Source organism: Mycobacterium heckeshornense (genome assembly GCF_016592155.1).
Lineage (GTDB): Bacteria > Actinomycetota > Actinomycetes > Mycobacteriales > Mycobacteriaceae > Mycobacterium > Mycobacterium heckeshornense.
This window is the reverse complement of record NZ_AP024237.1, coordinates 3,395,857-3,413,177: the sequence shown is the minus strand read 5'-3', so window position 1 is coordinate 3,413,177 and position 17,321 is coordinate 3,395,857. Positions and strand designations below refer to the sequence as shown.

General features: G+C 68.4%; 14 protein-coding genes and 2 pseudogenes. 9 read left to right on the top strand and 7 right to left on the bottom strand.

Annotated features, from left to right (window positions below; all coding sequences use genetic code 11):
• Positions 1-151 precede the first annotated feature (151 nt).
• From MHEC_RS16425 to MHEC_RS16410, 4 genes are all read right to left on the bottom strand, one after another.
• Positions 152-553, bottom strand: a complete 402-nt coding sequence (locus tag MHEC_RS16425; protein WP_048892871.1) for a hypothetical protein — start codon at positions 551-553, stop codon at positions 152-154.
• A gap of 175 nt (positions 554-728) precedes the next feature.
• Entirely contained in the window at positions 729-935 is a 207-nt protein-coding gene (locus MHEC_RS16420) for a PPE family protein, SVP subgroup (protein WP_083569511.1), read from the bottom strand.
• A 9-nt stretch (positions 936-944) separates the two neighbouring features.
• Entirely contained in the window at positions 945-2,063 is a 1,119-nt protein-coding gene (gene nicT, locus MHEC_RS16415; RefSeq protein ID WP_071700535.1) for a Nickel transporter NicT, read from the bottom strand.
• Positions 2,064-2,192: 129 nt separating this feature from the next.
• Positions 2,193-3,359 carry an alkaline phosphatase family protein gene (locus MHEC_RS16410; protein ID WP_235434941.1) on the bottom strand — a complete coding sequence of 389 codons (1,167 nt, stop codon included), beginning with the start codon at positions 3,357-3,359 and terminating at the stop codon, positions 2,193-2,195.
• Between the two features lie 87 nt (positions 3,360-3,446).
• Between MHEC_RS16410 and MHEC_RS16405 the strand changes: the two genes are divergently transcribed.
• The gene (locus tag MHEC_RS16405) at positions 3,447-3,914 is read left to right on the top strand and encodes a Fur family transcriptional regulator (RefSeq protein ID WP_048892874.1); all 468 of its coding nucleotides are present in this window, start codon (positions 3,447-3,449) and stop codon (positions 3,912-3,914) included.
• A 22-nt stretch (positions 3,915-3,936) separates the two neighbouring features.
• Here the strand turns inward: MHEC_RS16405 and mtr are convergent, their stop codons facing one another.
• Entirely contained in the window at positions 3,937-5,316 is a 1,380-nt protein-coding gene (gene mtr, locus MHEC_RS16400) for a mycothione reductase (protein ID WP_048892894.1), read from the bottom strand.
• A gap of 322 nt (positions 5,317-5,638) precedes the next feature.
• Here mtr and mqo point away from each other — a divergent pair, with 322 nt between their 5' ends.
• From mqo to MHEC_RS16360, 8 genes and pseudogenes are all read left to right on the top strand, one after another.
• The gene (gene mqo / locus MHEC_RS16395; protein WP_048892875.1) at positions 5,639-7,150 is read left to right on the top strand and encodes a malate dehydrogenase (quinone); all 1,512 of its coding nucleotides are present in this window, start codon (positions 5,639-5,641) and stop codon (positions 7,148-7,150) included.
• The gene (locus tag MHEC_RS16390; RefSeq protein ID WP_048892876.1) at positions 7,147-7,674 is read left to right on the top strand and encodes a GNAT family N-acetyltransferase; all 528 of its coding nucleotides are present in this window, start codon (positions 7,147-7,149) and stop codon (positions 7,672-7,674) included. The genes mqo and MHEC_RS16390 overlap by 4 nt, the downstream gene beginning before the upstream one ends.
• The gene (locus tag MHEC_RS16385; RefSeq protein ID WP_048892877.1) at positions 7,671-9,482 is read left to right on the top strand and encodes a VWA domain-containing protein; all 1,812 of its coding nucleotides are present in this window, start codon (positions 7,671-7,673) and stop codon (positions 9,480-9,482) included. The genes MHEC_RS16390 and MHEC_RS16385 overlap by 4 nt, the downstream gene beginning before the upstream one ends.
• Positions 9,483-9,501: 19 nt before the next feature.
• Positions 9,502-10,116 (top strand): cob(I)yrinic acid a,c-diamide adenosyltransferase, encoded by a 615-nt coding sequence (gene cobO, locus MHEC_RS16380; protein WP_048892878.1) that lies wholly within the window; start codon positions 9,502-9,504, stop codon positions 10,114-10,116.
• Positions 10,113-11,492, top strand: a complete 1,380-nt coding sequence (locus tag MHEC_RS16375; RefSeq protein WP_048892895.1) for a cobyrinate a,c-diamide synthase — start codon at positions 10,113-10,115, stop codon at positions 11,490-11,492. Before cobO ends, MHEC_RS16375 begins: the two co-directional genes overlap by 4 nt.
• Positions 11,489-12,702: pseudogene (cobA, locus tag MHEC_RS16370) on the top strand (uroporphyrinogen-III C-methyltransferase). The gene MHEC_RS16375 and the pseudogene cobA overlap by 4 nt, the downstream one beginning before the upstream one ends.
• Before the next feature lie 22 nt (positions 12,703-12,724).
• Positions 12,725-14,307 (top strand): annotated as a pseudogene (locus MHEC_RS16365) (MFS transporter).
• Positions 14,308-14,403: 96 nt separating this feature from the next.
• Positions 14,404-16,152, top strand: a complete 1,749-nt coding sequence (locus MHEC_RS16360) for a proline--tRNA ligase (protein ID WP_048892896.1) — start codon at positions 14,404-14,406, stop codon at positions 16,150-16,152.
• A 6-nt stretch (positions 16,153-16,158) separates the two neighbouring features.
• Here the strand turns inward: MHEC_RS16360 and MHEC_RS16355 are convergent, their stop codons facing one another.
• Entirely contained in the window at positions 16,159-16,641 is a 483-nt protein-coding gene (locus MHEC_RS16355) for a ferritin-like domain-containing protein (RefSeq protein WP_048892897.1), read from the bottom strand.
• Complete coding sequence (locus tag MHEC_RS16350) at positions 16,638-17,144, bottom strand: hypothetical protein (protein WP_048892881.1); 507 nt, start codon at positions 17,142-17,144, stop codon at positions 16,638-16,640. Before MHEC_RS16350 ends, MHEC_RS16355 begins: the two co-directional genes overlap by 4 nt.
• Positions 17,145-17,321: the final 177 nt, after the last annotated feature.

The window sequence follows — 17,321 nt, the reverse complement described above, 5'->3', positions numbered from 1 at the left end:
AATAGCGCGAGCGGTGAACGCCGTCTGACGGAGCGTGTGTGCCACACTGTCGCGCGTCATGGCTGCGCACAGGGTGATTCGGCGCGCCGAATCAAAGTGGACAGCGCTCAGCGGCCGTCGCGGCGAAGGGCAACGGTGCAGCGCTGGGCGATCAGCGTCGAGCCACGCAGAACTGTGTTAAGAGATCGTGACCGGCAAGGGCGATGGCAGGCGCTGCGGAATCGGCTCCGCCCGGCGTCCAACTCGAGGCGCCGGCGGGACCGGGCAGCGGCACTTCCCGCAGCGCGGGATCCAGGCGTAGCGACGGCTCGGGCCGATTGCGTTTTAAGCCTGCAGATTTGAACGCCGTCTGGCTTACCGGCGATTTTTTGTGGTCGAAACTCGGCTGGTCGGCATGCGCAGCGACCAGTGACGTCGGCGAGGTGGGCGGCGGCACAGATACGGCACGCTCGAACTGCAGCACCCAGCCGCCCAAGGCAGCGGCGAACACGCACAGCGCGACTACGGTCGCGATAACCGATCGCGACCGCGGCGGCCTGTCGTTTCGCGTCACGGTGGCTCAACTGTAGCAGCGCAAAACCGATGGTCGGCGGCCGACGGCAAACGACATCGTTAACTTTTCCGGACCACCGTCCGCGACGGGTAGGTCGCGACCCGGCCGGACACCCGTCCGAGTCGTCCGCGACGCAGATCGCGCACCGGGCGCACCGATACCGGGATCCGGTTGCTTACCCCGCGGCTGGTGGGCGTGCCACCACGGTCGGGCGGAAGCCGTATTTCGGTGCAGCGCTGAGGCCGTGGCCCATTCCGCCTACCAGCGGCATCGCCGGCACGCCGGCCGCGAGGCCCGGCGGACCGGCAAGGGGAGTGCTGCCCAGCGCCGCCGGCAGCGGGCGGTGCCCGCGGCTTGGCGCTGATCCAAGCCAGCTTGTCATCGACGCGTTTTACCCAACGCGCTCGGCTTGCACGCTCCACTTCTCCTCGATGCGGCCATAGCGCCAAACAAGCAGGGCCACAATCCAAGTCACGACAAATAACGCGACAATCGCGAAGCCGATCATGTTGAGGTCGACGCTGCCGACCCAGTTCCAGAACGCGCCGGTCCAGCCAAACTGATCGGCAAGCAGCCCGAGGAGTTCAACGCTGCCCACCAGCAGCGCGACCGCTACCGACAGCCCGGTAATGGTGATGTTGTAGTAGACCTTTCGCACTGGGTTGGAAAACGCCCAGCCGTAGGCAAAGTTCATGAACGACCCGTCAATGGTGTCCAGCAGGCACATGCCCGCGGTGAACAGCACCGGCAGGCACAAAATCGCATACCACGGCACACCCGCCGCAGCACTGCTACCCGCCAACACCAGCAGCGCGACTTCGGTTGCGGTGTCGAAACCCAACCCGAATAACAGGCCAACCGGGTACATGTGCCAGGACTTGGTAATCGATTTGGTAAAGCGACCTAGTAACCGGTTGAGCAATCCGCGGCTATTCAACTGTGCTTCGAGCTCGGCCTCGTCATAGTGGCCGCGGCGCATCCGCGCGAACACCCCCAGGATGCCGACCAGGATGACAACGTTGATGACCGCGATCAAGTACAGGAACGCCCCCGAGACGCTGGTGCCGATCAAGCTCGTGTAGTGGTGCAGTGCCGAGGAGCCCTGCTCCACGGGGCCGATGATGGCCTTCACCCCGATGGCCAGCAGCACCGCCAACCCGAACACAACCGACGAGTGGCCCAGCGAGAAGAAGAAACCGACCCCAAGCGGCCGCTGGCCGTCGTTCATCAGCTTGCGGGTGGTGTTGTCGATCGCGGCGATGTGATCGGCGTCGAACGCATGCCGCAACCCCAGCGTGTAGGCAGTCAGCCCGATGCCGAGGCCGAATGCTTTGTCGCCGAGGCTCAAATGTGCTGGCTGGACGATGAGCACCAGGGTGATCCACCCGATCAGGTGCAGCGCGACGATCACTGCGAACATCGCTCCCAGCCGCAGCCACTCGTCGGGCATCAATGCGCCCCGTAGCCTCGACCACGTCGACGGCCGCTTGTCCAGCGCGCCCCCGAGCATGTCGCGTCCCCTCGAATCGGTGAACCCCAGCCCAGACCGAACGGTAGAACAGACATCGGTGTCTTGCGGGTGATTCGCAGGAACGCCGCAAGAGTTTTGCAGGTGTCGACGGGCCGGCTGCCGCTGGGATCAGCCCCGCAACACAATCAGCGGAATCGCCATCTCGGCCGCAGTTGCGCCACCGTGCAGGCCGATCAGGCCGGCCACCTCGGGCGGCTCGTGGGCGCTGGCCAGCACCGCCGTCTGTCCGGCGCAGACCACCACGACGTCACCGAGTCGGGGCAGGTGCTCCGGGCGCACCGGGCCGAACAACCCGGCCGCCACGGCGTCGTCCCGGCTGTAGACCTCGGCCCGCCCGGCCAGCGTTTCGCTCCACGCCGCCAGCACATCGGCAGCGGCACCGGGTTCGGTGTAGAGGTAACGCACCCGGGGATCACCGGCGACGACCCGCACTCCGGCGGCCAGCCGAGGGTCGGTGTCGAGGTCGATCCGTGCGTCCGGTTCGACGTTCACGCCGCCGTGGTCGGCGGTGACCAGCAGTACTGTATCGGCCGGCAGCGATTCGGCCAGTCGCCGAAGCAGCGTATCGACGTAGGTTGCCGCGGCGTGCCATTGCGGTGACCCGATCCCGGACAGGTGCGCGGCGGTGTCCAGGGCCGCCGTGTAGCCGTAGACCAATCCCGGTGCCGCGTTGATCTCGTCGCACAGTTGCTCGCCGTAGTCCGCGTCGTGGGGCGTCGGGCGAATCCGGGCTCCGCGATACACCGCGTCGGTGAGCCCGCTGCCGACAAACGCCGCCGGCAAGACCGCGCGGGTGCCGACCCCGGCGCGGTCGAGTCGTTCGAACCACGTCGCCACAGGCTGCCATCGGGCGGGCGGCGGGTCGTCACGCCAGTCGATGTGGTTGAGCACCCGGTCGGTGTGCGGCAGCTTCAGCGTGAAACCCAACACGCCGTGCTCACCCGGTTGCGCACCGGTCGCCAGCGACACCAGGCTCGTCGGCGTGGTCGAGGGAAATGCGCAGACCAGTTCGTCGAGTCGGCCGATGCCCCCGCCCACCACAGCCGCCAGCAGCGGCGCGTCGGCGACCAGCTCCGACAACAGGTGCCAACCCAGGCCGTCGACCAGTAGCACCACGACGCGTCGGACGTCGCCGGCCCAGTTGGTCAGCCCGAGCGCATCGATCGCGCCGGCAACTTTCAGCAGCGCTGCCGCCGCGGGCAGCACGTCGCAGATCGAACCCAGCGGCGATCGCAAGCCCGGCGGGGCCGGGCGCAGCGGGTCGGCGCGCGACAACCTCGGCACGACGGCCAGTCTGGCACCTGCGCCGACCGATCCGGTCAATGGCTGTGCTTCGCCGACCCGGTGCGTGATACTGAAGGGGTGACCGGTCCATCGGCGTTGGACGCGGCCGTCACGGAGCGGATCGGCGAACTGTTGCGTGCGCACGGGCTGCGGCGCATGGCGTCGCGGATCGCGGTGCTGGCGGTGATCGAACCGGTCAACGGCCACCTATCGGTGGCGGAGATCCATCATCGGCTGCGCGAGGCCGCTCCGGCCGGGCTGACACCGCCCGACTTGGCGACGGTCTACCGAACGGTGACGACGCTGGTGGACCAGGGAGTGCTGCACGCGCTGACGCTCGAGAACGGCGTCACGACCTACGGATTGGCCGCAGACCCACACCATCACGCGGTGTGCACCCGCTGCGGAGCGATCATCGAAGTGCCCGCACGACGGCTGAGTGCGGCGCTCGAGCACGCGATGGCGGGCAGCTCCTTCGCGCTCTCGGAGCGGGCGGGGCTGACCCTGCACGGGCTCTGCCCGCGATGTCAGGCCGCCGGAGACTGACCGGGCCAGCACGCAGAGCCGGTCAGCGCAGATTCAGCAGCGCATTTTCGACGACCTCGGGCAGCGCCGGATGGATCCAATACTGGCCGCGTGCCATCTGCTGCGCGGTCAGCCCGAAGCTCATCGCCTGGATCAGCGGCTGGATGATCGAGGAGGCCTGGTGGCCCAGGATGTGTGCGCCCAGCAGCCGGCCGCTGCCCCGTTCGGCGATGATCTTGACGATCCCGGTGGTGTCCTCCATCGCCCAGCCGTAGGCCACGTCGCCGTAATCCTGAATCGCGCATGAGACATCAAAACCCTTTGCCACAGCCTGGTTTTCAGTCAGCCCGACGGTGGCGACCGGCGGATCGGTGAACACGGCCGACGGCACGTAACGGTGGTCGGTCATCACCATCGACTCGGTATCGTCCCAGTCGCACAGCAGGTTGTGTTGCACGACGCGGGCTTCATGGTTGGCGACATGCTTGAGCTCGTAGGGCGAGGAGACGTCACCCAGCGCGAAAACGCCCCGGGCACAAGTACGTTGGTATTCGTCGACCACCACTCTGCTTTTGTCGAGATCGATACCGGCCTGTTCGGCGTCCAGCAGATCGCCGTTGGGCATCCGGCCGGTGGCCACCAGCACGGTGTCGGCGCGCACGGCCGAGCCGTCGTCGAGTTCCAGGACGACCTGCGATCCCTCGTGGTGCGCGCCGACGACGTTGCGATGGGTGCGCAGTTCCCATTTCGTCGACGCGATGCGGGTGAAGCGCTCGCAGATGGTGTCATCGGAGTGCCGAAGCAGTGTGCCGCCGCGGATCACCAGGGTGATGCGCACGCCGAGCGCAGAGAAGATATGTGCGAATTCGGCCGCGACGAAACCGCCGCCGATGATTGCCAGATGCTCGGGTAATTCGGCGATCCGCATGATGGTGTCGCTGGTGTGGTAGTCGACCCCGCAGGCGAGGATGGCCGGCGGGATCACCGGCCGTGACCCGGCGGCAATGACCACTTGTTCGGCGGTGAATTCGTCGCCGACGTCGGTGCGCAGCAGGTAGCGTCCGTCTGGCTGGACCGGCCCGAACCGGGTGTGCTGGGCGTAGACGTCGATGTTGGGTGAGCAGCGCCGATAGTCTTCGCCGCTGATCGCGATCGGGTCGATGCGGCCGAAGATGCGCGAGACGATGTCGTCCCAGCGCACTCGGTCGATGTGCGCATCGATGCCGTAACGGGCTGCGCCGCGCACGGTTTGGGCCACCTCGGCGGCGTAGACGAACATCTTGGTGGGAATGCAGCCGACGTTGAGGCAGGTGCCGCCGAAGGTGCCCTGCTCGCAGATCGCCACCCGCTTTCCGGCGTAGCGTTCATCGAGAATGCTGTTGCCCGAACCGGTCCCGATGATCGCAAGATCGTAGGTTTCCACGCAGCTCACCCGTTCCCGCACATCACCGGGGCGCCCGGCCGCTGTGTGCGCCGATAGCGGCCAGCGCCGTGTCGAGTTCCCGGTCGTGGTCGGCCAGCGCGTTGTTGACGAAGCAGTCGATGTAGCCGTGCACGAGCCAGCGCGGCGTGAGCGGTCGTGGTGGGCTGGCCGTGGGGATCGGGGCCCAGCGGGATCGTGTGCTGCCAACAGCCCGGCGAAACGTCGGGCACCCAGCCACTCACGCTCGCCAGCTTAGAGCGTGCGAGCTGGCCGGGATAACCTGAGGACGCCCGGACAGGCTACCCCTAAGGACGAACGATCGGTGTCAGACACAAAGCTCGCCAAGGCCGATGTCGTGCTGGTCGGGGCGGGCATCATGAGTGCCACACTGGGTGCGCTGTTGCGGCGATTGGAGCCGGGCTGGTCGATCACCCTGGTCGAACGTCTGGACGCGGTCGCCGCCGAAAGCAGCGACCCGTGGAACAACGCGGGCACCGGCCACTCCGCGCTGTGCGAGCTGTATTACACGCCGGAGCGTCACGGCTGCATCGACATCGCCAGGGCGGTGCGAGTCAACGAGCAGTTCCAGGTAACCCGCCAGTTCTGGGCCTATGCCGTTCAAACCGGCATGCTGACCGACGTGGGCAGCTTTCTTAACCCGGTCCCGCACGCAGCCTTCGTGCAAGGGGCCGCGCGTGTGGACTACCTGCGTCGCCGCCATCGCGCCCTGGCCGCTAACCCGCTGTTCGCGCGCACCGAATTCATCGACGACGCCGACGAGTTCGCTCGCCGGCTGCCGCTCATGGCCGCCGGGCGGGACCTGTCCGAACCGGTGGCGCTCAGTTGGGCCGATGACGGTACCGACGCCGACTTCGGTGCACTGACCAAACAGCTCGTCGGGTTCGGGCTGCGCACCGGCATGACGGCATGGTTCGGACACGAGGTGCGCCGTCTGAGACCTTGCCGTGACGGCAGCTGGATACTTAGCATCCGCAACCGCCGCACCGGAGCACGGCGCAGGCTCAACGCGAAATTCGTTTTCGTCGGCGCCGGCGGCCATACGCTGCCGCTGCTGCAGAAAGCGGGAATAAAAGAAGTGAAGGGATTCGGCGGGTTCCCCATCGGCGGGAGATTCCTGCGCAGCACCAACCCGGCGCTCACCGCCGAGCACCGCGCCAAGGTGTACGGCCTGCCCGCCGCCGGGGCGCCCGCGATGACGGCCCCGCACCTGGACCTGCGGATGATCAACGGCAAGCCGTGGCTGCTGTTCGGGCCGTTCGCCGGCTGGTCGCCGAAGTTCCTCAAGTACGGCCACGTCGGCGACCTGCCGCGATCGATTCGACCCGCCAACGCGCTGTCCATGCTGCGGGCCGCGGTCGGCCAGCGGCGCCTGGTCAGCTACCTGGTCGGCCAACTGACGCTGTCGCAACCCGCGCGGGTCGACGCGCTGCGAGAGTTTGCCCCCGACGCTGTCGACTCCGACTGGGAGACGACGGTCGCCGGGCAGCGCGTTCAGCTGATCCGGCGGGGTCGGCTGGAGTTCGACACCACGGTGATCAGCGGGGCCGACGGCAGCATCGCAGGTCTGCTGGGTGCCTCGCCCGGGGCGTCGACCGCGGTGTCGGCGATGCTCGACGTGCTGCAGCGCTGCTTTCCTGACCGGTATCGGTCCTGGCTGCCCGCGCTCAAAGAGATGGTGCCGTCGCTGGGCATCGCATTGTCGACGGAGCCGACGCTGTTCGAGGAAGTGTGGTCGTGGGGCACGAAGGTGTTGGGCTTACGACGCGCGCCGGCGACGACACAGAGTTCAGCGATGAGGAGGAGCGGCGCATGACGATCGCGCTGCGCCGGGCGTGGGCCAAAGACCTTGACGCGCCGACCCTTTACGAACTGCTCAAACTGCGGGTGGAAGTGTTCGTCGTCGAACAGGCCTGCCCGTATCCGGAGCTGGACGGGCGTGACCTGCTCGCCGAAACCCGGCATTTCTGGCTGGAACAGCCCAGCGGCGAGGTGATCTGCACGCTGCGGCTGATGGAGGAGCATCCCGGCGGCGAGAAGGCGTTCCGCATCGGCCGGCTCTGCACCAGGCGCAGCGCCCGCGGCCAGGGCCACACCACCCGGCTGCTGCGTGCTGCGCTCGCCGAGGTAGGCGACTACCCGTGCCGGATCAACGCCCAGGCCTCCCTGACGGACATGTACGCCCAGCACGGTTTTGTGCGCGACGGCGACGACTTCGTCGAGGACGGCATCCCGCACGTGCCGATGCTCAAGCCGGCTAGCCCGCCGCCGCCTCGGGCCGCTACCCGGCCCGCATCGTCGGCAAGCGGGCCCGGCACCGGGGTAAAGGCTCGGCCATGAAGCCGTATCCGTTCAGCGCGATCGTCGGGCACGACCAGCTGCGGCTTGCGCTGATCCTGTGTGCGGTGCGCCCGGAAATCGGCGGGGTGCTGATCCGCGGCGAGAAGGGCACCGCGAAGTCGACGGCTGTCCGCGGTCTGGCCGCACTGCTGTCCCACACCGGCGAATCTCGTCTCGTCGAGCTGCCGATCGGCGCCACCGAGGACCGGGTGATCGGTTCGCTGGATCTGCAGCGGGTGCTGCGCGACGGGGAACACGCGTTCTCGCCGGGGCTGTTGGCCCGCGCGCACGGCGGCGTGCTCTATGTCGACGAGGTCAACCTGCTGCACGACCATCTGGTCGATCTGCTGCTCGACGCCGCGGCGATGGGGCGGGTGCACATCGAACGCGACGGCATCTCGCATTCGCACGAGGCCCGGTTCGTGCTGATCGGCACCATGAACCCCGAAGAAGGCGAACTGCGCCCGCAGCTGCTGGACCGGTTTGGGCTCACCGTCGATGTGCATGCGTCGCGTGATGTTGAGGTGCGGGCCCAGGTGATCCGGCAGCGGATGGCCTACGAAGCAGATCCCGACGCGTTCGCCGAGCGCTACGCGGCCGCCGACGCCGAGTTGGCTCACCGGATCGCCGCCGCCCGCGGGTTGGTGTCCGATGTGGTGTTGGGGGACAACGAGTTGCGCAGGATCGCCGCGCTGTGCGCCGCGTTCGAGGTCGACGGCATGCGCGCGGATCTGGTTGTGGCCCGCACGGCGGTGGCGCACGCCGCCTGGCGCGGCAGCGACACTGTCGACGAGCGCGACATCCGGGTGGCGGCCGAGCTGGCGCTGCCCCACCGGCGCCGCCGCGACCCGTTCGACGACCCGGGCCTGGACCGCGACCAGCTCGACGCGGCGCTGGCGCGGACCGGCGACGACGATGAGCCGGAGCCAGATCCCCCTGGCGGCGGTCAGATCCCTCATGAGCCTGCGCCGCACGAAAACCCGATGCGCACGCCGCCGCAAGCGCCCAGACCCAGCGCGCCGCCGTCGGCACCCTTTCGCACCCGGCTGCTGACGGTGCCCGGCGTGGGTGCGGGCGCGCCGGGCCGGCGCTCTCGTGCCCGCAACGCGACCGGGGCGGTGGTGGCCGCCACCGACAGCACAGACGGGCATGGCCTGCACCTGTTCGGCACCGTCCTGGCAGCGGCGGAACACACCGACGCCGCCGGGCAGCTTCGATTACGCCCCAGCGATATTCGCCGCGCGGTGCGCGAGGGCCGGGAAGGCAATCTGGTGATCTTCGTGGTCGACGCATCGGGTTCGATGGCAGCGCGGGATCGGATGGCCGCGGTCAGCGGCGCCACCCTGTCGCTGCTGCGCGACGCCTACCAGCGCCGCGACAAGGTCGCGGTGATCACCTTCCGCGAACGGGGCGCGCGGATGCTGCTGCCGCCGACGTCGTCGGCGCATATTGCCGGACGGCGACTGGCCCGCTTCGACACCGGCGGCAAAACCCCCCTGGCCGAGGGCTTACTGGCCGCGTGCGAACTTCTGGTGCGGGAGAGGGTGCGTGACAATACCCGCCGCCCACTGGTCGTGGTGCTCACCGACGGGCGGGCCACCGGCGGACCAGATCCTTTGGGCCGCAGTCAATTAGCCGCTGCGAGGCTGGTCGCCGAGGGCGCGGCCGCGGTGGTCGTCGATTGTGAGATGTCTTACGTGCGTCTGGGGCTGGCCGAGCAGCTGGCCGCGTGGCTGGGGGCGCCGACGATTCGGCTGCAGCAGTTGCGCGCCGATTACCTGAGCCGCGCGGTGCGCCGCGTCGCCTGAGCCGGTGGAGTAAGCGCTGATGCCACAAGGCCGCCCAACCCGGATTCCCGACGACGGGCTGACCACCCGGGCCCGCCGCAACACGGCGGTGCTGGCCGTGCACACCGGCGCGGGCAAGGGCAAGTCGACCGCCGCGTTCGGGATGGCGCTGCGGGCGTGGAACGCCGGGCTGGACATCGCGGTGTTCCAGTTCGTCAAGAGCGCCAAGTGGAAGGTGGGCGAAGAGGCGGCATTTCGCCAGCTCGGGCGGTTGCACGACGACCACGGGACGGGCGGGCCGGTGCAATGGCACAAGATGGGCGCCGGTTGGTCCTGGGCGCGCAAGCCCGGCAGCGTCGCCGACCACGCCGCGGCGGCCGCCGACGGATGGGCCGAGATCGCCCGTCGGCTCGCCGCGCAGCAGCACGACTTCTATGTGCTCGACGAGTTCACCTATCCGCTCAACTGGGGGTGGGTCGACGTCGGCGAGGTGGTCGACACGCTGCTGGGCCGCCCCGGCCGCCAGCACGTGGTGATCACGGGCCGCGATGCCCCGCCGCGGCTGATTCAGGCGGCCGACCTGGTCACGGAGATGGCGAAGGTCAAGCACCCGATGGATGCCGGTCGTAAGGGGCAGAAGGGCATCGAGTGGTGAGCATCCCCGCAGTCGTCGTCGCCGCGCCTGCCTCGGGCAGCGGAAAGACAACGGTCGCAACGGGTTTGATCGGTGCACTGCGGCGGGCCGGCCATCGGGTCGCGGCCTTCAAGGTCGGCCCGGATTTCATCGACCCCGGCTATCACGCGCTGGCCTGCGGGCGGCCCGGGCGTAACCTCGACCCGGTCCTGGTGACAGAGCGCCTGATCGGCCCGCTCTACACCCACGGCGCCGCCGGCGCTGACATCGCCGTGGTGGAAGGCGTCATGGGTCTTTTCGACGGCCGCATCGGCGCCGATGCGGTCACCCCGGCGCCCGGCTCCACCGCGCACGTTGCCGCGCTGCTGGGCGCACCGGTGATTCTGGTGGTCGATGCGCGTGGCCAGAGCCATAGCATTGCCGCGTTGCTGCACGGCTTTTCGACGTTCGACGCCGCCACGCGCGTCGCCGGTGTCGTCCTCAACCGGGTCGGATCGGCCCGGCACCACGAGGTGCTGCGGCGGGCCTGCGACCACGCCGGTGTGCCGGTGCTGGGCGTCATCCCGCGCAGCAACGAAATCGAGCTGCCCACAAGACATCTCGGCCTGATCACCGCCGTCGAGTATGGCCGTCGGGCACAGTCTGCGGTCGAAGCGATGACGGCGCTGGTCACGCGTCACGTCGACGTCGCGGCTGTTGCGGCCGCCGCCGCGAGCCGGGTCAACGATCAGCCATGGGATCCCGCGGCCGCGATCGGTGACGGAAAGCGCCAACCTGTAATCGTCGCCCTGGCTGCGGGAAAGGCGTTCAACTTCTGCTACGCCGAGCACGCCGAACTGTTGCGCGCCGCCGGGGCCGAGGTCGTCGAATTCGATCCATGCACCGACTCGCTGCCCGACGGAAGCGCCGCGGTTGTGCTGCCCGGCGGCTTCCCGGAGCAATTCACCGGCGAGCTCTCGGCCAACACCGCCGCCCGACATCAGCTCCGCGCGCTGGCCGCCTCGGGCGCGCCGGTGCACGCCGAATGTGGTGGGTTGACCTACCTGCTCGCCGACCTCGACGGGCACCCGATGTGCGGTGTACTGGCCGGCTCGGCCCGGTTCACCGCCGAGCTGACGTTGGGGTACCGCGACGCGGTCGCGGTCGCCGATTCCACGCTGTATGACGCCGGAGAGCGGGTCGTCGGACACGAATTCCACCGCACTGCAATAACTTTCACCGAGAGCTTTCAGCCGGCGTGGGTCTATCGCGATGGCCGCGCAGACGCGGTGCGAGACGGCGCGGTGCATGCCGGTGTGCACGCGTCGTACCTGCACACCCACCCGGCGGCCACACCGGGCGCGGTGGCCCGCTTCGTCGCCCACGCCGCCCGCCACGGTTCTAAACTCGCCGGGTGACGACACCGGAGAACGCGTACCTGGTCGGGTTGCGCCTGGCCGGCAAGAAGGTCGTTGTCGTCGGCGGCGGCACGGTCGCCCAGCGCCGGCTGCCGCTGCTCATCGCCAGCGGCGCCAGCGTGCACGTCATCGCCCGCAGCGCGACCCGCGCTGTCGAGGCGATGAGCGGAATCACGTTGTCGCGGCGGGAGTACCGCGACGGCGACCTCGACGGAGCCTGGTATGCCATCGCGGCCACCGACGATCCGGCGGTGAACGCCGCGGTCGTGGCCGAGGCCGAGCGACGGCGAATCTTTTGTGTGCGCGCTGACATTGCGGTCGAGGGCACCGCGGTCACTCCGGCGACATTCGACTACGCCGGCCTGTCGGTGGGGGTGCTGGCCGGAGGCGAGCATCGCCGCTCGGCGGCGATTCGCTCGGCGATCCGCGAGGCCCTGCAGCGGGGCATCATCACCGCGGCCACCGACGACGCCGTGCCCGGCGGTGTGGCGCTGGTTGGTGGCGGGCCCGGCGACCCCGAACTGATCACCGTGCGCGGCCGGCGCCTGCTCGCCAGCGCCGACGTCGTCGTCGCTGACCGGCTGGCACCGGCGGAACTGCTGGCCGAACTGCCGCCGCATGTCGAGGTGATCGACGCCGCCAAGATCCCCTACGGGCGGGCCATGGCCCAGGACGCCATCAACGCGGTGATGATCGAGCGGGCCAAGGCCGGCCAGTTCGTCGTCCGCCTCAAAGGCGGCGACCCGTTCGTCTTCGCCCGTGGCTACGAAGAACTCCTGGCGTGCACCGACGCGGGAATCCCGGTGACCGTGGTGCCCGGTGTGACCAGTGCCATCGCGGTGCCGGCGCTGGCCGGTGTGCCGGTCACCCACCGCGCTGTCTGCCACGAATTCGTGGTGGTCAGCGGCCATATTGCGCCGGGGCATCCCGAATCGTTAGTGAATTGGGACGCATTGGCCGCGCTGTCGGGCACGATCGTTTTGCTGATGGCGGTGGAGCGCATCGAGCAATTCAGCCAGGCGCTGCTCAAAGGCGGTCGACCAGCGCAGACGCCGGTGCTGGTGGTTCAGCACGGCACCACGGCCGCGCAGCGCACGTTGCGGGCCACCCTGGCCGATGCGCCGGAGAAGATTCGCGCCGAGGGCATCCGGCCTCCCGCGATCATCGTCATCGGCGCGGTGGCGGCGTTCGGCGCTTAAACAATTCTTAAGGTTACTGTAGGGTTGCGCCTTATGACGGCTCTCAACGATGCAGAGCGGGCAGTCCGGCACGCGGCCAGCAACCGCCCGAAACGGGTGGTGCCGACGCGCTCCGGACAGGCTGCTTTGGACCGGATGAGCAGGTATTCCCCGACATGGCTGCCATCATGGCGGTTCGTCGCCGCGGTGGTGGCGATCGGCGGCATGCAGCTGATGGCGACGATGGACGGCACCATCGCGATCGTCGCGCTTCCTAAGATTCAGAACGAGCTGAGCCTGTCCGACGCCGGGCGCAGCTGGGTGATCACCGCCTACGTGCTGACCTTCGGTGGGCTGATGCTGCTCGGCGGCCGTCTCGGTGACACCATCGGCCGCAAGCGCACCTTTATCGTCGGTATCGCGCTGTTCACGATCGCCTCCGCCCTGTGCGGTATCGCCTGGGACGAGGCCACGCTGGTCATCGCCCGGCTGTTGCAGGGCATCGGTGCGGCCATCGCCTCACCGACGGCTCTTGCGCTGATCGCCACCACGTTCCCGAAGGGGGCCCGCGCGTAATGCCGCGACCGCGGTGTTCGGCGCGATGACCGGTGTTGGCTCCGTGATGGGCCTCGTGGTGGGCGGGGCGCTCACCGAGGTGTCGTGGCGGCTGGCGTTTTTGGTGAACGTGCCGATCGGGCTGGTGACGATCTACCTGGCCCGCACCACGCTGCGCGAAACGCACCGGGAACGGATGAAGCTCGACGCCACCGGGGCCGTCCTGGCCACGTTGGTCTGTACGGCAGCGGTGTTCGCGTTTTCGATGGGCCCGGAAAAGGGCTGGATCTCGGCCACGACGATCGGTTCGGGCGTGGTGGCGGCGGGGGGCTTTCGTGGCGTTCGCCATCGTCGAACGCACCGCGGAGAACCCGATCGTGCCCTTCGACCTGTTCTTTGACCGCAACCGGCTGGCCACGTTCGCGGCCATATTCCTGGCCGGGGGCGTGCTGTTCACGCTCACCGTGCTGATCGGCCTGTACGTGCAGGACATCATGGGCTACAGCGCACTGCGCGCAGGTATCGGCTTCATCCCGTTCGCCATCGCGATGGGCATCGGGTTGGGGGCGTCGTCGCAGCTGGTGTCCTGGTTCCCGCCGCGCGTGGTGGTCATCGCCGGCGGTGTGCTGGTGCTGGGTGCAATGCTGTACGGCTCGACGCTCAACGGGAGCATGCCGTATTTCCCCAACCTGATCATGCCGATCGTGGTCGGCGGGATCGGTATCGGCATGATCATTGTCCCGCTGGCGCTGTCGGCGATCGCCGGCGTCGGATTCGATCGGATCGGACCCACGTCGGCGATCGTGTTGATGCTGCAGAACCTGGGCGGTCCGGTGGTGCTGGCCATCATCCAGGCCGTCATCACCTCGCGAACGCTCTACCTGGGCGGCACCAACGGCCCGGTGAAGTACATGAACTCAGCCCAGTTGCATGCGCTCGACCACGGCTACACTTACGGCCTGCTCTGGGTCGCCGGGGTGGCCATCATTGTGGGTGGCGCGGCGCTGCTGATCGGATACTCCGCTCAGCAGGTCGCGCATGCGCAGGAGGTCAAAGACGCGCTGGAGGCCGGCGAGCTGTAGGCCCGCTGCGCTTACCAAACACACGCCAGCGTCGCGGTTGGATCCCGAACCACGGTCATGGCTTCTGTTTCGCGGGGCAGTCTAGGCTCGCTTGCTGTGATCACCCGGATGTCCGAGCTGTTTGTGCGCACGCTGCGCGAGGATCCCGCCGACGCCGAAGTGCCCAGCCATAAGCTGCTCATCCGCGCCGGCTATATCCGGCCGGTGGGGCCTGGCCTGTACAGCTGGCTGCCGCTGGGCCTACGGGTGCTGCGCAAGATCGAGCGTGTCGTCCGCGAAGAGATGAATGCGATTGGCGGGCAGGAGATTCTGTTCCCCGCACTGCTGCCGCGGGCCCCGTACGAGGCGACCAACCGGTGGACGGAATACGGCGACAGCGTGTTTCGGCTCAAGGATCGCCGCGGCAACGACTATCTGCTTGGCCCGACCCACGAAGAGCTGTTCACGTTGACGGTCAAAGGCGAGTACAGCTCGTACAAAGACTTTCCGCTTGTGCTCTACCAGATCCAGAACAAGTACCGCGACGAAACGCGTCCTCGGGCCGGCATTCTGCGTGTCCGTGAGTTTTTGATGAAAGACTCCTATTCCTTCGACCTCGACGACGCCGGGCTCAAAGCCGCCTATCACGCGCACCGTGAGGCCTACCAACGGATTTTCGACCGGCTGCAGGTCCGCTACGTGATTGTGTCCGCGGTGTCCGGCGCGATGGGCGGCAGCGCCTCAGAGGAGTTTCTGGCCGAAAGCCCGATCGGTGAGGACACGTTCGTGCGATGCCTGCAATCCGGTTACGCCGCCAACGTCGAAGCGGTCGTTACCGCTCGCCCGGAAGCGCTGCCCGTCGACGGATTGCCGGATCCGGTGGTTTACGACACCGGTGACACGCCAACCATTGCCACCCTGGTGGAATGGGCGAACAACGCCAACCTCGGCCGAAGCGTCAGCGCCGCCGACACGCTCAAGAACGTGATGCTCAAAGTGCGCCAACCAGGCGGTGATTGGGAGCTGTTGGGCATCGGGCTGCCGGGTGACCGCGAGGTCGACGAGCGGCGATTGGCCGCCGCGCTCGACCCGGCCGAATACCAACTGCTCGGCGACGACGACTTCGCCGAATACCCATTTCTGGTGAAGGGTTATATTGGGCCAAAAGCGTTGCAGAAGAACGGGATTCGTTACCTCGTCGATCCACGCGTCGTCGACGGTACCAGTTGGATCACCGGAGCCGATGAGCCCGGCAAGCATGTCGTCGGGCTGGTCGCCGGGCGGGACTTCACCGCCGACGGCACCATCGAGGCCGCCGAGGTGCGTGACGGCGATCCGTCCCCCGACGGCGCAGGCCCGCTGGTGTCTGCCCGCGGCATCGAGATCGGCCACATCTTTCAGCTCGGCCGCAAATACACCGACGCCTTCGCCGTCGACGTGCTCGGCGAGGATGGTAAACCGGTGCGCCTGACGATGGGGTCCTACGGCATCGGGATATCCCGGCTGGTGGCCGTCATCGCCGAGCAGCATCACGACCAGCTCGGCCTGCGCTGGCCACCCGCGGTGGCGCCGTTCGACGTGCACCTGGTGATCGCCAACAAGGACCGCGAGGCTCGCGCCGGAGCCAGCGCGCTGGCCGCCGACCTGGACCGCCTGGGTATCGAGGTGCTGCTCGACGACCGTCAGGCATCGCCCGGAGTCAAGTTCAAAGACGCCGAGTTGCTGGGCGTGCCGTGGATCGTCGTGGTAGGACGGGGCTGGGCCGACGGTGTGGTCGAGCTTCGGAACCGCTTCGACGGCCAGACCCGCGAGATGGCGGTCGGTGTCTCGCTGGCCACCGAGATCACCGCGGCGGTGTCGAGCTGACCGCGGCTATTCGCCGCCGCCCGGGAAGGCCTTGGTGATCGGCCAGGCACCCAGTTCCCGGTTCCACCGCGCAGCCCACACCGCGCTCTGCGTCAGCGCGGTCACGGCGAACGAGCGGTGATCGGCCGTCTTGGCCCGCTCGACCACCACCCGCCACGCGGCCGCCGCATCGTTTTCCATCCGTACCGCCAGGTGCGCCGCGTCGATGGCGTTGTTCACCGGGATGGGCAGCTGATAGCCGGCGGCGGCGACGGGCCCGGTGACCGACTGGGCTGCCAGCATCGCGATCACCGCGTCGCGACGCTTTCGATGCTGGCGGAGCGCGGCAGCGACCATCGCGTTGAGATCGGGTGTGGTGTGCGCCGACACGATGCCGTAGCCGTAGACGACGGCGTGCTCGGTGGCCAGCGCGTCGCACAGGGCGGTGTCTTCGGGGTCACGCGGGCGGCTGGACGCATCCGTGGCCTGGGTCGGCTCGGCCGAGGTCACCGCGTTGCCCCGTTCGGCGCCAGCGCGACCGTGTAGGCCGCCGTGCATGCCGCGGCGATGGAAGCCAGCAGCCCCGCTCGATAACCCGATGACGCGGTCGCCAGCCGGGTCGCCGAATCCGCCGAGGCCTGCAGCGAGTGGAGCACCTCGGCCAGCGGCGGCGGCGTCGCAGCCTGGCTGCGCGTCGGGCTGGGGGATGCGCTCGAGCTTGTCGGTGTCCGTCCGCTGACCCGCTCGATTTCGGATTCCAGCGCCGCCGCATGTCGGGCACGCTCCGCGGCGACCTGCGTCAACGCGGTCGCCATTTGCGGCGGCGCGCCGGTGGCGGCTGCGGTGGCGAGCTCGCTATCGTGCCGCGCCTGCCTCGACTGTGCTTCCAGCTCGTCGACCTGCCGGGGCGGTTGACCAGAGCCGCACCCCGGCACGACCGCTCCGAGCACAGCCAAAGCGGTGCCGCCGGCCAGGACACGCCTTCGGGTGACGACTGGTGCTGCGCTTGGCACAGCAACATCCTGCCATCGCGCAGCAGCGGCTCAGCAGCTGGACGAATAATGGGCCCGGCAGCCGCGCTGGCCGCTGAGACGCATTTCCTGGCGTATCGTTGGTAGCTGATTCCCCTGGAACGCTGACTGATGCGCGCCGGAGGGGCGCCGGAGCCGTCCTGCCGGCGACACCCGGCG

Excerpts from the sequence above, each read along its gene's own strand:
- MHEC_RS16420 (WP_083569511.1), bottom strand. The coding sequence starts at position 935 with ATGACAAGCTGGCTTGGATCAGCGCCAAGCCGCGGGCACCGCCCGCTG.
- nicT (WP_071700535.1), bottom strand. The coding sequence starts at position 2,063 with ATGCTCGGGGGCGCGCTGGACAAGCGGCCGTCGACGTGGTCGAGGCTA.
- MHEC_RS16390 (WP_048892876.1), top strand. The coding sequence starts at position 7,147 with ATGACGATCGCGCTGCGCCGGGCGTGGGCCAAAGACCTTGACGCGCCG.
- MHEC_RS16385 (WP_048892877.1), top strand. The coding sequence starts at position 7,671 with ATGAAGCCGTATCCGTTCAGCGCGATCGTCGGGCACGACCAGCTGCGG.
- cobO (WP_048892878.1), top strand. The coding sequence starts at position 9,502 with ATGCCACAAGGCCGCCCAACCCGGATTCCCGACGACGGGCTGACCACC.